Annotated in this window: 15 protein-coding genes; 7 read left to right on the forward strand and 8 right to left on the reverse strand. The window is 72.3% G+C overall.

The genetic code is table 11. From position 1 onward, the window contains the following. Window positions 1-49 precede the first annotated feature (49 nt). The 3 genes from ACFYPS_RS27770 to ACFYPS_RS27780 form a co-directional block, all read right to left on the reverse strand. Window positions 50-292, reverse strand: coding sequence for a hypothetical protein (locus ACFYPS_RS27770; protein ID WP_387328053.1), 243 nt, complete (start codon window positions 290-292; stop codon window positions 50-52). A 28-nt stretch (window positions 293-320) separates the two neighbouring features. After that, on the reverse strand, window positions 321-1,292 hold the full coding sequence (locus ACFYPS_RS27775) for a LysR family transcriptional regulator (RefSeq protein WP_387328028.1): 972 nt from the start codon (window positions 1,290-1,292) through the stop codon (window positions 321-323). Window positions 1,293-1,378: 86 nt separating this feature from the next. Beyond that, window positions 1,379-1,981 (reverse strand): hemerythrin domain-containing protein, encoded by a 603-nt coding sequence (locus tag ACFYPS_RS27780; protein ID WP_354967692.1) that lies wholly within the window; start codon window positions 1,979-1,981, stop codon window positions 1,379-1,381. A gap of 174 nt (window positions 1,982-2,155) precedes the next feature. Here ACFYPS_RS27780 and ACFYPS_RS27785 point away from each other — a divergent pair, with 174 nt between their 5' ends. Continuing rightward, window positions 2,156-3,484, forward strand: coding sequence for a M20/M25/M40 family metallo-hydrolase (locus ACFYPS_RS27785; RefSeq protein ID WP_354967693.1), 1,329 nt, complete (start codon window positions 2,156-2,158; stop codon window positions 3,482-3,484). Between the two features lie 58 nt (window positions 3,485-3,542). Next, the gene (locus ACFYPS_RS27790) at window positions 3,543-4,211 is read left to right on the forward strand and encodes a hypothetical protein (RefSeq protein ID WP_354967694.1); all 669 of its coding nucleotides are present in this window, start codon (window positions 3,543-3,545) and stop codon (window positions 4,209-4,211) included. A 71-nt stretch (window positions 4,212-4,282) separates the two neighbouring features. Here the strand turns inward: ACFYPS_RS27790 and ACFYPS_RS27795 are convergent, their stop codons facing one another. The 3 genes from ACFYPS_RS27795 to ACFYPS_RS27805 all read right to left on the reverse strand — a co-directional run bounded on the left by ACFYPS_RS27795 (window position 4,283) and on the right by ACFYPS_RS27805 (window position 5,767). Further along, window positions 4,283-4,474 carry a DUF5703 family protein gene (locus ACFYPS_RS27795; RefSeq protein ID WP_089021145.1) on the reverse strand — a complete coding sequence of 64 codons (192 nt, stop codon included), beginning with the start codon at window positions 4,472-4,474 and terminating at the stop codon, window positions 4,283-4,285. Window positions 4,475-4,586: 112 nt separating this feature from the next. Further along, window positions 4,587-5,351: an SseB family protein gene (locus tag ACFYPS_RS27800; protein ID WP_354967695.1), complete on the reverse strand. Its 765-nt coding sequence runs from the start codon at window positions 5,349-5,351 to the stop codon at window positions 4,587-4,589. Further along, window positions 5,348-5,767, reverse strand: a complete 420-nt coding sequence (locus tag ACFYPS_RS27805) for a YbaB/EbfC family nucleoid-associated protein (protein ID WP_354967696.1) — start codon at window positions 5,765-5,767, stop codon at window positions 5,348-5,350. The genes ACFYPS_RS27800 and ACFYPS_RS27805 overlap by 4 nt, the downstream gene beginning before the upstream one ends. 93 nt (window positions 5,768-5,860) lie before the next feature. Between ACFYPS_RS27805 and ACFYPS_RS27810 the strand changes: the two genes are divergently transcribed. The 3 genes from ACFYPS_RS27810 to ACFYPS_RS27820 are packed head-to-tail and all read left to right on the forward strand — an operon-like array spanning window position 5,861 to window position 8,189. Continuing rightward, window positions 5,861-6,193: a hypothetical protein gene (locus tag ACFYPS_RS27810; protein ID WP_354967697.1), complete on the forward strand. Its 333-nt coding sequence runs from the start codon at window positions 5,861-5,863 to the stop codon at window positions 6,191-6,193. Next, on the forward strand, window positions 6,190-7,251 hold the full coding sequence (locus tag ACFYPS_RS27815; RefSeq protein WP_354967698.1) for a WXG100 family type VII secretion target: 1,062 nt from the start codon (window positions 6,190-6,192) through the stop codon (window positions 7,249-7,251). Before ACFYPS_RS27810 ends, ACFYPS_RS27815 begins: the two co-directional genes overlap by 4 nt. Before the next feature lie 20 nt (window positions 7,252-7,271). Next, a complete protein-coding gene (locus ACFYPS_RS27820) occupies window positions 7,272-8,189 on the forward strand; it encodes a hypothetical protein (RefSeq protein WP_354967699.1) in 918 nt (305 codons plus the stop codon). Between the two features lie 33 nt (window positions 8,190-8,222). On the opposite strand, the gene ACFYPS_RS27825 is transcribed toward ACFYPS_RS27820, so the two are convergent. Continuing rightward, window positions 8,223-9,194, reverse strand: coding sequence for an aldo/keto reductase (locus ACFYPS_RS27825; RefSeq protein WP_354967700.1), 972 nt, complete (start codon window positions 9,192-9,194; stop codon window positions 8,223-8,225). Window positions 9,195-9,381: 187 nt separating this feature from the next. Between ACFYPS_RS27825 and ACFYPS_RS27830 the strand changes: the two genes are divergently transcribed. Together ACFYPS_RS27830 and ACFYPS_RS27835 are read left to right on the forward strand one after the other, a co-directional pair. Continuing rightward, on the forward strand, window positions 9,382-10,434 hold the full coding sequence (locus ACFYPS_RS27830) for an LLM class F420-dependent oxidoreductase (protein ID WP_354967701.1): 1,053 nt from the start codon (window positions 9,382-9,384) through the stop codon (window positions 10,432-10,434). Further along, on the forward strand, window positions 10,431-11,267 hold the full coding sequence (locus ACFYPS_RS27835) for an undecaprenyl-diphosphate phosphatase (RefSeq protein ID WP_354967702.1): 837 nt from the start codon (window positions 10,431-10,433) through the stop codon (window positions 11,265-11,267). Before ACFYPS_RS27830 ends, ACFYPS_RS27835 begins: the two co-directional genes overlap by 4 nt. Before the next feature lie 438 nt (window positions 11,268-11,705). Here the strand turns inward: ACFYPS_RS27835 and ACFYPS_RS27840 are convergent, their stop codons facing one another. Continuing rightward, window positions 11,706-12,263, reverse strand: coding sequence for a hypothetical protein (locus ACFYPS_RS27840; protein WP_387322381.1), 558 nt, complete (start codon window positions 12,261-12,263; stop codon window positions 11,706-11,708). Between the last annotated feature and the right edge of the window lie 1,335 nt (window positions 12,264-13,598).

Here is a 13,598-nt window from a genome sequence, read left to right on the forward strand (position 1 = left end):
CTCGACGGTGCCGTCCCGGGCAGGGACGGCACCGTCGCGTCGAGCCTGGTCAGGCCTGATCGGGTTCCAGGCTGCCGATGGTCAGCCCGACCGCGTCGGCGGCGGCGTCCCGCTCGCCGCGGCTCCGTTCCTCGCGGCTGAGCAGGTTGGCGTACTCGGCGATGTCGGCCGGGTCGGGCACGTCCGGCAGCCGGCGCAGGAACGCCTCCGTCTCGCGGATGGCGGCGGTGTGCGCGGCGGCCGCCTGGTGGAGCAGGTCCCGGTCGCCGGTGGGCGGGTAGAGGTCGGTCATGTCCGCCAGATACCCCACCAACGGTGGATCAGACCCGGCTGGGCTGTTGGACGCCGAACCCGGGATTGCGCAGCAGCCAGGCCAGGTAGCTGGGGTGGGGGGCCAGTGAGTCGGTGTACGCGGCCTTGGCCGTCTCCAGCACCAGCTCCGCCCCCTGGGCGGCGGGCGAGTCCGGGTGCCAGCCCAGCAGCAGCCGCCAGCGCAGCGGTATCCCGGCCAGCCGTCGGGTGACCAGCCCGTCCACCGGGCGGAACGTCGCCTGACACAGGGCCACCGCCTCACCGGCGTCCACCAGGTCGACGCAGCCCCGCACGTCGGTCTCGTACACCTTGCGGGGGGTGAAGCCGGCGCGGGCGCAGGCGGCGGCGAAGCAGTCGCCGAAGCAGCCGTCGCCCGGCGCAGCCACCCACTGCTCGTGGCGCAGGTCGCCCAACCGCACCTCGTCGCGCGCCGCGAGGGGATGGGTCTCCGGCAGCAGCACCAGCACCGGGTCGACGGCCACCTCCCGCCAGCTCAACCCGAACTCGGCCGACGGGACGGCGTCACCGCACACCCCGGTGAGCGCGAAATCCAACCGGCCGCCGGCCACCAACTGCGCCAACTCGTCCACCGACCAGGACGCGTACGTGGTGATCTGCGCGGGCGGCTGCTCGGCGGCCAGCCGGTGCACCAACCGCCCCAGGATCGGGCTGTTCACCCCGCCGAACCGGTACCAGCGCGGCGCCTCCCCGCCGCCGGCCAGCCGGGCCGCCTCGTCCTGCAGGCCCTTCATCGCCGGCAGCAGCACCCGGGCCCGGGCCAGCACCAGCTCACCGAGCGCGGTGGGCCGCGCGCCGCGGCGGTCCCGGTCGAACAGCGGCCCGCCCAGTGTCCGCTCGATCCGCTGGAGCTGGGCGGTGAGCGCCGGCTGGGCCAGGCCGAGCGCCGACGCCGCCTTGGTCACGCTCCCCGTCTCCGCGATCGCGCAGACCACCCGTAGGTGTCGCAGCTCCAGGTTCATACCGTGACGGTAGGACTACGCCGCAGTCGGCGGAAGGGTCCGGACGGATCGGTGAGGCTGAATGCATCGGTGGGTGTCGCCGCTCCTCAGCCGCGCGGTGGCTCCGGCAGGTCCGCCATGTACGTCGGCCGGCCGGTCACCGCGTCGCGTACCTTGTCCACCACTCCCACCGCCGGCTCGACGATCCGGTTCCACGGCGGCGTGGCCGGGGTGCCCGGGTGCGGTCGGGTCGGCGCCGCCTCCTCGGCGATCTCCAGCCGGTTGCCCAGCCGGATCAGCTCCTCCTCGGTGGCCACCGCGCGCAGCTCCGCGACGAGCGCGCCGACCCCGTGCACGTGTCGGCGAACCCGCTCGGCGACCTCGGTCAGCGTCTCGTCGCTCAGCGCCTTGAGGGCGCCCAGCAGCGCGGCGTCGGCGTTGATCTCGGCGTCCACCCGCTCGGCCGCGTCCGGTAGCGCGGCGCGCACCGCCGGCAGCAGGTACTGCTCCTCCGCGGAGAGGTGCCGCGACAACGCGGCGGTGAGCACCGCGAGCCCGTCCTGCGGCGCGGCGTCCGTGTCGGTCAACTGGTCCAGCAACGCCAGCAGTTGCCGGTGCTCCTGGTCCACGATGTCGGCGATGCTGCGTCCGCCGGGCCGGTAGCCCTCCTCGGGCGTGGGCGGCAGCGGCGGCAGGGAAACGGCGGACATGGTGCCCTCCTCGACTGGCGGGCGGAAGCTCCGGCAGGGGACGTGCGGTCGTGGGCGGCGGTACCCGAAGGCGGGCCCGGCGAAACCGTCTCCCGTATCCGCCGCCCTGAATGCCCGGCCCACCTCGGCCGGTGCGCCGGCCCGCCGGCCAGCTCGGGCTGGTATGAAGAGGCGATGACGAGCGATGCCGCCCCCGCCCGACCGGAACCCACCGCAGAGGTCGTGGACCTCTGCCGCGACCTGCTGCGTATCGACACCACCAACACGGGGGACAACGACACCAGCGTCGGTGAGCGCCGTGCGGCCGAGTACGTGGCGGAGAAGCTCGCCGAGGTGGGCCTGGAGTCCGTGCTGCACGAGTCCGCGCCGGGCCGGGCGAACGTGGTGGCCCGGATCCCCGGCACCGACCCGAGCCGGGGTGCGCTGCTGGTGCACGGCCACCTGGACGTGGTGCCCGCCGACGCCGACGAGTGGTCGGTGCACCCCTTCTCCGGCGAACTGCGCGACGGCTACCTGTGGGGTCGGGGCGCCATCGACATGAAGGACTTCGACGCCATGGTGCTGGCCGTGGTGCGGCACTGGCAGCGCACCGGCGTACGGCCCCCGCGCGACATCGTGCTGGCGTACACCGCCGACGAGGAGGCGGGCAGCGACTACGGCGCGCGTTACCTGGTGGACAACCACCGGGAGCTCTTCGACGGCTGCACCGAGGCGATCGGTGAGGTCGGTGGTTTCTCGTACTCGGTGAACGACAGCCAGCGGCTCTACCTCATCGAGACCGCGGAGAAGGGCATCGACTGGCTGCGGCTGCACGCCAAGGGGCGTCCCGGGCACGGCTCGATGGTGCACGACGACAACGCGGTCACCGCGCTCGCCGAGGCGGTGGCCCGGATCGGTCGGCACCGTTTCCCGGTGGTGGTCACCGACACCGTGCGGGCCTTCCTGGAGGAGGTCTCGGACCTGCTCGGCATCGAGCTGGACCCGGAGGACCCGGAGACGGCCATCGCCAAGCTCGGCCCGATCGCCAACATCATCGGCGCGACCATCCGCAACACGGCGAACCCGACCCGCTTGGCCGCCGGTTACAAGGACAACGTGATCCCCGGCCGGGCCACCGCCACCATCGACTGCCGCAGTCTGCCCGGCCAGTCCGAGCTGCTGGAGCGCCAACTGCGCGAGCTGGTCGGCCCGGACATCGCGATCGAGTACGTGCAGCGGCAGCCGGCGCTGGAGACCACCTTCGACGGTGACCTGGTCGAGGCCATGTCGGCGGCGCTGCGCGCCGAGGACCCGGGCGCGCGGCCGGTGCCGTACATGCTCTCCGGCGGCACCGACGCCAAGGCGTTCTCGCAGCTCGGCATCCGCTGCTTCGGGTTCGCCCCGCTGCGTCTGCCCGCCGACCTGAACTTCTCCGCGTTGTTCCACGGCATCGACGAGCGCGTTCCGGTCGACGGACTACAGTTCGGCGTGCGGGTACTCGACCGGTTCCTCCGCACCTGCTAGCCGTGTCCGGTAGCCGCACCCGGCTCGGACCCTCCCCATCGTGAAGGGACTGCCCCACATGACCGACCAGCATGGTGAGCTGGACGCCGCTCTCGAGCGGGTGATCGAAGCGGCCCGCCACCACCTGGCCGCCGTACGTGCCGCACAGGGCCGCGTCGACGACGACGACGTCTGGCAGGCGTACGTGGCTTTGAACAACGCGTCCTACGCGTACGACGAGCGGCTGCTCGACGCCTTCGGCGAGGTGACGCCGTGGGACGTCGACTCGATCGACCCGGACGAGGCCGACGAGCGCTTCGGCGGCGCCGAGGCAGGCGAGGCCAGCGACCCGCACCCCCGGGTGATCTCGGTGCGCCAGCGCCGCGACTACCGGGTGCCGAGCATCTCCGCGCTGCTGCGGGTGGCCGAGGCGGCCCGCCGCGAGGGCACCCCGGAGGACGACGAGCCGGCGCCGGTGGAGGGTGTCGGTGAGGCGGTGCTGGAGCTGCTGCAGAGCGGCGACGGCTCGCTCGGCGCGCTGGACGTCCCCGAGCTGGAGCCGCTCGACGGGGTGGTCATGGTCAGCGAGGTGGGCACCCCGGTCGACCTGGAGTCGTTCGACGACGACGACGCGGTCGGCCCGTTCCAGCCGGCGGCCGACGACCGGCTGGTCGGCCGCCTCGACGAGCACCCGTTCCTGGAGCTCGACGACGACCACGACCACGACCACGCCGGCCATCAGCACTAGGCCGTGACACGCCCGGGGCCCGACCGATCACGGCCGGGCCCCGGGCGTCGCGCCCCCGGCCCGACCGGGCGTCAGTACGACAGGCCCGGCTGCGGCTGGTTGGCCCGTCGCCGACGCAGCACCACCTGCCGGGTGCCGTCCCGGAACAGCCGCACCCGGGCCAACTCCCATCCGGAGAACTCCGCCTGGATCGCCAACTGCGCCGCGGCGGTCAACCGGTCGACGTTCGGCGGCAACCGCAGCGGCGCGTATTCGTAGTCCATGCCACCCATGCTGCCCAGCCCAGCGGCCGTTCGCCACCCCCGGCGGGGTGACCAAGGCCGCTGCCGTGCGTGGTTCGTGCCGCCCTGGGCGCCCGCCGCCTGATCCCTGCCGCTACCCCGCCGGGGCGTTCGCCGTGAGCAGGGCGGCCAGCGCCAGCGCGGCCAGGGTGACCGCCCGAGTGCTGCCCACGTCCACCGCCAGCCCCCACGACTCGTCCGGCCAGTCCTCGAGCAGCTCGGCGCAGGGCAGCGCGACGAACGGCACGCCGTCCCCGGCGAACGCGGCAAGGGCCTGCGGGGAGGTGAAGACCGGCAGCAGGGGCGCGCCCGTCGCATCGCCGACCACCGTCCACGGGAAGTTGCCGTCCGCTGCCGGTTCCCCGGCCAGCGGCACGCACACCATGGCGCCGGCCAGCACGCCGAGGTATCCGGGCAGGTCGCGTCGGTCGGCGGCCGCGGCGAGCAGCGCCACCACCCCCGGCTCCGCCGCCTCGGTCGGCGCCGGCCCGGGGGTGACCGGCCGCACCTCCGAGGTGGGGCGGGTGGCCGGTGGCACGGGTCGGCAGGAGAGCGCGCCCGGGGCGTCGGTCAGCACCTCGGCGGCCGTACGGGTCACCACCATGCTGAGCCGGTCCAACTGCTCCGGGGTGCGCGGCGACTCGTACCACCAGTGCGCGTCGCCGGTCGGGCGGCGCCAGCCGAGCGCGGCCAGGCGTGCCTCGTCGTAGCCGGGGCAGAGCGCCCGAACCACGTCGCGGCGTACCAGCAGCCGGATCCCCCGCGCCGCGGCGGTGAGCTCCAGGTCGGTGTCGCGGTCGCAGCGGGCAACGGTGTCCCGTAGTCGCACGACGATCTCCGGCCAGGTCGGCGAGGTCACGCCGGTGAACCCGGCAGGCGGTCGTCCAGCCGCCCGAGCCGGCCGATGGTCTCCTCCAGGCGCCCCAGTGCCGAGAAGTCACCGGGCTTGCCGAACAGGTCGGTCAGGCCCGCGCCGAGCTCGACGCCCAACCCCTCGGTGCGCTCCTCGACCCGCTCGGTGGCCGCCGTGCGGGCCCGCTGGTACGCCTCGAGCACCAGCTCCGCCAACCCCTCGGTGCCGGCGCGCAGCGCGGCGGGCGCAAGGTTGAGGCCGGTGAGCACGCCGGTGGCGTCGACGGTCGCGGAGACCAGGCCACTCTCGTCGCTCGCGGTGCCGGACAGGTCGGCCAGGTCGTCGCCCAGGCCCGCGAACCGGCGTTCGATGTCGGCGATCCGTCCGGCGAGCGCGTCGAACGCGGACATCGGGTCAGTCATGAGATTCCTCCCCCGTGGACCGTGCACCGGGGTGGTGCCCGACGGTCGGGGAATCGTATCGTCGGTGCGCTGAACACACGGGGGAGGAACGGCATGGCGCCGGACATCGAGGTCGACGTGCAGGCGGTCCGTCGACTGGAGACAGCCGCGAAGCGGGTCGCCAGCTCGCTGGCGGCGCTGGAGAGTCAGATCGTCTCGGCCGGTGACGTGCCGTCGGACGCCTTCGGTCATCTGCCGTTCGCCAGCGACATGCTCCGCGGCAAGTACGCCGAGCAGGTCGCCGGTGGCGTGGAGCTGTTCGGCGCGGCCAACGCCGCGTTCGGCCGGGTCGCCAGCGCGCTGGCCGACACGGTCGAGACGTACGAGCGCAACGAGCAGGACCTCGACGGCGGGTTCAAGGCCATCCAGGCGGGGCTGCCCGGATGAGCGGGCCGGCAGGCAGCGCCGTCCAGCTGTGGAACGGCCTCGACAACGCACTCTCCGGCGTGGAGGCCGCGGTCGACAGCGTCTGCCGCACTCTCGCCTGGCCACTCATCCAGCTCGTCGACATGGTCGACGGCGAGCCCGCCGTGCTGCGCGCGAAGGCCGCCGAGTGGGACGCGCTGGCCGGGCAGGTGCGCGACCTCGCGCAGGTGCACCGCGGCGACCGCGAGGCCGCGCAGCCCGGGTGGCGCTCGCCCGCCGGTGAGGCGTACGGGCAGCGGCTGGCCGAGGTGGAACAGCAACTGCTCGACGTCGCCGAGCAGTTCGCCGCCACCGCGGAGTATCTGCGCAGCGTCGCCGACGGTCTGCAGACCGTGCACGACGTGCTCGTCGACCTCTGCGTCGAGTTCGTGAACTTCCTGCTGGTGACGCTGGTGACGGCGTTGCTGATGGCGCCGTTCACCGCCGGGGCGTCCTGGGTGGCGGGCATGGGGGTCGCCGTGACCAGGGGCCTGATCGTGCTCACCCGCATGCTGAAGATCATCAGGCCGCTGGCGGCGCACCTGCAGAAGGTCATCCGCCTGCTCCAGCGGGTCATGCTGTACCTGCGCAAGCTGCGCAACCACCTCGACAAGCTCGTCGACATGCAGAAGAAGCTGCGCACCGGCCAGAAGTACGCCGACAAGCGGCGCGCCGCCGGCAAGGCCGACAAGTGGCACCACAAGGTCCTCGACCCGGCGAAGGGCACCTACAAGCTGGGCAAGTCGGGTTCACCGTTCGACATGGGCGCCCTGGAAAGGGCCGCCGCGCTACGGGCGCACGGCGTCGCCGACGGCGCCCGGGTGATCGCCCGGGACTGGGCGACCAACCTGCCGTGGAACGTGCCGAACTCCATCGTGCACGGCGTCACCTGGGGGTCCGTCGCCCTCACCAGCGGCCTCTCCGTTCCCGGCAGCGAGCAGGTCAGCGACCAGATCGACCAGGCGGTGCAGGGCGGTGCCGACTGGATCGACCAGAATGTCTTCGGGCAGCCGCCCGCGAACCAGCCGGCGGGCCGTTAGGCCGGTCGAGGAGGTAAGGCGTGACGTCAGGGGAGCGGGGCCGGCTCGGTCGGTTGACCGACGCGGTGCTCGGCGGTGCGCGGGCGGCCCGCGACAAGGCCCGCGAGCTGCGCGACGAGTTCCGCACCAGCGACGAGCCGGAACGCGCCCTGGTCGCACCGCTGCTGCCCGACCAGGAGGTCCGCTACGTCGGGCTGGCGCCTGTCCGGGCAGACGAGATGCACCGGACGGGCAGCCAGTTCGCCGACACGATGTCCGAGGCCGTGGCCGAGTCATTGGAACCCCGGGCGCTGTTCGGGCTGCTCAATATCGTCAACCCGGTGGTCTGGGTGGACGCCGTGCTGACACCGGTGCGGATCGCCGCGGGTGTCTTGCTGCTCCCCGGCAAGGCCGCCGCGCTCGCCGGCGGCGTCGCGGACGCGGCCGACCCGGACGCCGGCCTGCCGGCGCCGCGCCAGGGCGCCGAGCCCCGGCAACCGCTGCCGTTGACGCCCGAGCAGGAGGCCTTCCGGGCGCTGTTCCGGCTCAGCCAGTACCGCCCGCTGGCCGACCAGCTCGCCGAGATCGCCTACCGGCGCCGGTACGTCTTCAGCGGTGAGCTGGCCAGCCTCGCCGGCAGCCTGCTGCTCTTCCTGGAGCGCTACACCGGCACGCCGCTGGTGGTTACCGATACGCACCTGCACCTGCTGCGGATGGGCCGCCGCCCGGACGAGGGCCGGCCGGACCGCCGTCAGCCCCGGGTGCTGTGGAGCGTGGAGCGGCACCGGGTGACCCGCGTCGACTGCGACCACAGCGCCGCGCGACTGATGCAGTTCCCGTCCACCATCGGGTTCGACGACGGTTCCTGGATCCGGATCGTCAACCCGGCGACCCGGGACGACCAGGCACGATTCCTCGCCGCCGTCCGGGACATCCCCGGCCAGCGGCCGGCGATCTGAGGCGGACCCGCCCCGGGCGTGTGGCCGGAACTGCTAGCCGTCCCGCTCCGGGTAGCCCACCGGCACGGCGGAGACGTCGTCCAGGGCGGTGGTGATCTCCTCGGGCAGCGTGATCCGCTCGACCTGGAGCGCACCGAGCAGCTGCCCGACCGTGCGGGCGCCGAGGATCGGCGCGGTCACCCCGGGCCGGTCCCGGATCCAGGCCAGCGCCACCTCCAGCGGCGACACACCCAGCCCGCCGGCCGCGGTCGCCACCGCCTCCACGATGCTGGAGCAACGCGGCTCCAGGTACGTGGCGACGAACCGCTCGAAGTGCGGCGAGGCGGCCCGGGAGTCCGCTGGACGGCCATGGCGGTACTTGCCGGTGAGCACCCCCCGGCCCAGCGGCGACCACGGCAGCACGCCGAGGCCGAGCGCCTCGCAGGCGGGGAGCACCTCCCGCTCCACGCCCCGCTCCAGCAGCGAGTACTCCACCTGAGCGGCGACCACCGGCGCCCGGCCCGGCCAGGCGGTCTGCCAGGCGGCGGCCCGCGCGGTCTGCCAGCCGGAGAAGTTCGACACCCCGACATAGCGGACTTTTCCGCTGGCCACCGCGTGGTCCAGCGCGGCCAGGGTCTCCTCCAGCGGGGTGTCCGGGTCGTACCCGTGCACCTGGAACAGGTCCACATGGTCGGTGCCGAGCCGGCGCAGGGAGGCGTCCAGGGTGCGCAGCAGGTGCCCACGGGAGCCGTCGCGGCGCCGGCCGCTGCCCGGGCGCAACCCCGCCTTCGTGGCGATCAGCAGATCCTCGCGAGGAACGAGGGTGCCCAGCAGCGAGCCGATCACGGACTCGGCGTCCCCGTCGCCGTACACGTCGGCGGTGTCGATCAGGTTGCCGCCCGCGTCCAGGTAACTCTTCAGCTGGGCGGCCGCATCGTCGGCGTCGGTGTCCCGGCCCCACGTCATGGTGCCGAGCGCGAGCCGGGAAACCGCAAGCCCGCTTCGGCCGAGCGGTCGCTGTTGCATGGGTGAACCTTATTTCGAACCCGCCGCCACCGATATCCTCGCTCCCGTCATCTCTGCCGGTTCTGCCGGTTCCGCCGACGGCGGGTACCCCGACGGACGGGGGATCATTGGTGGCGAGCCGGTGATCGAGGCCGTAATCGGCATTGCGTAACCTGATGCGACCTGTGCCACGGATGGGGGAGGACCAGTGCGACTCGGGCTCAGCCTCGGATACCAGACGGCGTGGAGCACGCCAGCAGACCACCTGGCGCTGGCCCAGGAAGCGGACCGGCTCGGCTACTCGGTGGTGTGGGCCGCGGAGGCCTACGGCTCCGACTCGCCCAGCATGCTCGCCTGGATGGCCGGCCAGACCGAACGGATCGACGTGGGCGCCGCGGTGATGCAGATCCCGGCCCGTACGCCGGCTGCCACCGCGATGACCGCCGCCACCATCGACGCGCTCTCCGGCGGCCGGTTCCGGCTCGGCCTCGGCGTCTCCGGCCCGCAGGTCTCGGAGGGCTGGCACGGGGTGCGCTTCGCCAAGCCCCTGGCCCGGACCCGCGAGTTCGTGGACATCGTCAAGCTGGCCATCGCCCGCAAGGAGGTGGCGTACGACGGCGAGCACTACACACTGCCGCTGCCGGACGGCCCCGGCAAGGCGCTGCGGCTGGGCTTCCACCCGCCCCGCGAGCACATCCCGATCTACCTGGCCGCGGTCGGCCCGAAGAACCTGGAGCTGGCCGGCGAGATCGCCGACGGCTGGCTGGCCGTATTCTACGCCCCGGAGTTCGCCGACGAGCATCTCGCCGCGGTCAGCGCCGGGCGGGCCAAGGTCGGCAAGGAACTGGCCGGCTTCGACGTGGTGCCCTCGGTGCCGGTGGTGGTCGGCGACGACGTGGCCTCCTGCGCCGAGCTGGTGCGCTGGTACGCCGCGCTCTACGTCGGCGGGATGGGCAGCCGGCAGCAGAACTTCTACAACCAGCTCGCCACCCGGATGGGCTACGGCGACGCCGCCCGCGAAGTGCAGGATCTGTACCTGGCCAAGCGGCAGCGTGACGCGGCCGCCGCGGTGCCGATGGAGTTCATCGACCGCACCTCACTGCTCGGCCCGAAGGAGCGCATCGCCGAGCGGATGCGGGAGTACGCCGCCGCGGGCGTCACCACGCTGTCGGTGACGCTGTTCGTGGCCGACCGGGACAGCGGTGTGCAGACCCTCCGTACCGTCGCCGAGGCGCTCGACCTCTCAGGAGTCGGCGAGTGACCTGGGTCGAGGCCATCGTCCTGGGCATCGTCCAGGGATTGACCGAGTTCCTTCCGGTCAGCTCGTCGGGGCATCTACGGATCACCTCGGCGATCTTCTTTGACCGCGACGCGGGCGCGTCGTTCACGGCGGTCACCCAGCTCGGCACCGAGGCCGCCGTGCTGATCTACTTCGCCAAGGACATCTGGCGGATCACCCGGACCTGGCTGGTCGGCATCAGGGACAAGTCGGTCCGTTCCAGCCTCGACTACCGGATGGGCTGGTACGTCATCGTCGGCTCGATCCCGATCGGGCTGTTCGGTTTCGTGTTCAAGGACCAGATCAAGACCGCCGGGCGAAACCTGTGGGTCGTCGCGACCACGCTGATCGTCTTCGCGTTCGTGCTGGCGTTCGCCGAGTACTGGGGGCGGCAGACCCGCACCCTGGAGAACTTCCGCATGAAGGACGGCGTGGTGATGGGCTTCGCCCAGGCCATGGCGCTGATCCCGGGGGTGTCCCGCTCCGGGGGCACGCTCACCGCCGGGCTGCTGCTCAACCTGACCCGGGAGGCGGCGGCGCGGTACTCGTTCCTGCTGGCCATCCCGGCGGTGGTCATGTCCGGCGTGTTCAGCCTCGGGGACGTCTTCGAACCGTCGGCCCCGGGCACGTCCGCACCCACCGTCGCCCAGATGATCGTGGCCACCGTGATCGCCTTCGGCATCGGGTACGCGGCCATCGCCTGGCTGCTCCGCTACGTCGCCCACCACACCCTGTACGTCTTCGTGCTGTACCGGGTCGCGCTGGGCACCCTTGTCCTCGCCCTGCTGCTGACCGGCACGATCACCGCCACCTGACCGACCGATCCGTCGACGGCCCCCACCACCGCCCTCCGGGCGAGGCGGGGGCCGTCCGCGTTCGCCCCACCCGCAGTCCAAGACTCCGTCGGCGGAAAGACAGCGCCGCCCCTGGCCGGTGGCTGGGGGCGGCGTTGGTGTCGGTGTGCAGGTCGCCTCTCGGCGAGTGGCGCGACGCGGTTCCAGCCGAACGGTATTCCGCGAGGGCGATATTAGGTGAGGCCCGGGGACACTGGATCACACCGACACTGTCCACAACCAGCCGCGGCCCGACCTTGTTCCCCCACCCGGCGCCCCCGCCGTGACCTGCGAATCTTGGACAGTTTCCGTTCGCGGGTGACGGGAACTGTCCAAGATCTGGTCGTGGGTATGCCGCTGGCCGGCACCCCGGGTGGGGGTGCCGGCCAGCGGTCAGTGTCGTGCGGTGGTGCGGTGGGGTCAGCTGTTCCAGTGCTTGGCGACCAGGTCGGTGGCCTGCTGCTCCCACTGGGCGTAGGCGTCGGGGTAGGCCGAGACCTGCACGGTCTGCGCGGCGTCGGTCAACGCCATGTCCTGCCACCCGTCAACCTGCTTCAAACCCTTGAGGAACGCGGTGGTGGAGTACTCGGGGTTGGTGATCTGCTCCGGCGTGCCCCAACCCGAGGTCGGGCGCTGCTGGAACAGGCCCAGCGAGTCATGGTCGTTGGCGTCGCCGAGGTGACCCAGGTTCTCCAGCTTCGACTCCTGCAGACTCGTGGCGATCGAGATCACCGCGGCCCGCTCAGGCAGACCGGCCTTCTTCGTCGCCGCGATGATCGCCTTCACATTCGCGGTCTGCTCGTCGTTCAGGTCGATGTGCGACTGCGCGCCCTGCACCTTGACCGTCTGCACCGCGACCGCGACCGGCTTGCCATCCACGGGGGTGGCGGCGTGCGCGGCGATCGGACCGGCGAACACACCACCGGCGAACGCGAGACCAGCAACAGACAGCATGCTCTTACGAATGATCGTGTTCATGAGAGGTCAGCTCCTTCAGGGGGGTAGACACCCACACGCCCGCTCCGGGGGAACGGCGGCGCGCAGGGTGCGAGCACCTCGTCCGGCGCTTTCAACAACACGGGGGGGAAAGTCTTGGAGTTCGGCGGCCGACAAGCGGGGGGCTCGTGGCGCCGGGTCTGTGTGTAACGACTGCCGGGCCGCGGGCATTCCGGGGGTGGCCCATCCATCGGCACCCTGCGTGAACGGGGTGCTGGTGCGATCGTTCGCGGGGTCTGCAACGACCGGCCACCCGCGGGCATTCCAACCCGGGCCCGACCGCCATCCCAACCCTGCGGGGCGGGGTGCCGGACCGGTGGTGCTGCGATCGTCAGGGTGTGTAACGACCCCCGGCCCGCCACGATTCCACCCCACGAGTGCACCCGGTCACACGCCAGAGCCACCCGATACCGGACATACGGCCCGGAGATTGCCGGCTGTCGCGGGCTCAGCTCGGCCGGCTGGGGTTGATCGACTCGGTATCACCGATATCGGGCCATCCGGCCGCCCGGGACACCGCGACATCCCCGAAATCGCCGACGTCCTCGAAATCGCCGACAACCCGACAACGCTGACATCGCTGACATTGAGTCGACCACCGCGAACGAGGATGAAGCGAATCCGGGGCGAGGTGGTCAACGAGGGGTATACCTCAGAGGCATATTTATGCCTCACAGGTATACCGCCCACAACAGCGACCACCGCCGCGAGGGCGGCGGGGTCACGCCCGAGGCAGGACCGAACGGGAGCGGTGAGCACCAGCGGGATACGCGCCCGGCGCGGGGAAGCGCTCACGACGACGCCCACAGGATCCGGGCTCGCCGCCGCCGCCTCGCGCGCCCGCAGCCTCGCGTCGATCATGGAGTTGTGGCGCCTCACAAACCAGACGGCTGAGGATATGTCGCCCACCGCGACTCATGCGCGACAACGAGTACCCGACCCCCGTGTCCGACACCGAGGCGGACGGCCTGCCCGGCATCGCACCCGGAACAAGAACCGGACGACGAGCGGTCCGCCCGGGATGGGACTCACCGCACTGGCCAGAGGGATCGGGACGAATAGCGATGGCCGGCGGGACGCGGATTGCCCGACCTACCCCAAGGGACAGGAACCGACCGCCCGCCGGGGATGGGCTCGCCGAATCGCACAGAGACCGGAACGAACCGACCAACCCGTCGGACGGAGCTTGCCCAAAGCCGCGCAGAGGTTGCATACGGACGGTGACCACCGACGGGGTGGGGCCCGCCGTGCCCGGCGCAGGGATCAAGCCTGACCGCCCGGAGCCGGGCACGGCGGGCCCCACCCCGCACCAACCCG

The sequence above is a fragment of the Micromonospora sp. NPDC005087 genome, assembly GCF_042872965.1.
Lineage (GTDB): Bacteria > Actinomycetota > Actinomycetes > Mycobacteriales > Micromonosporaceae > Micromonospora.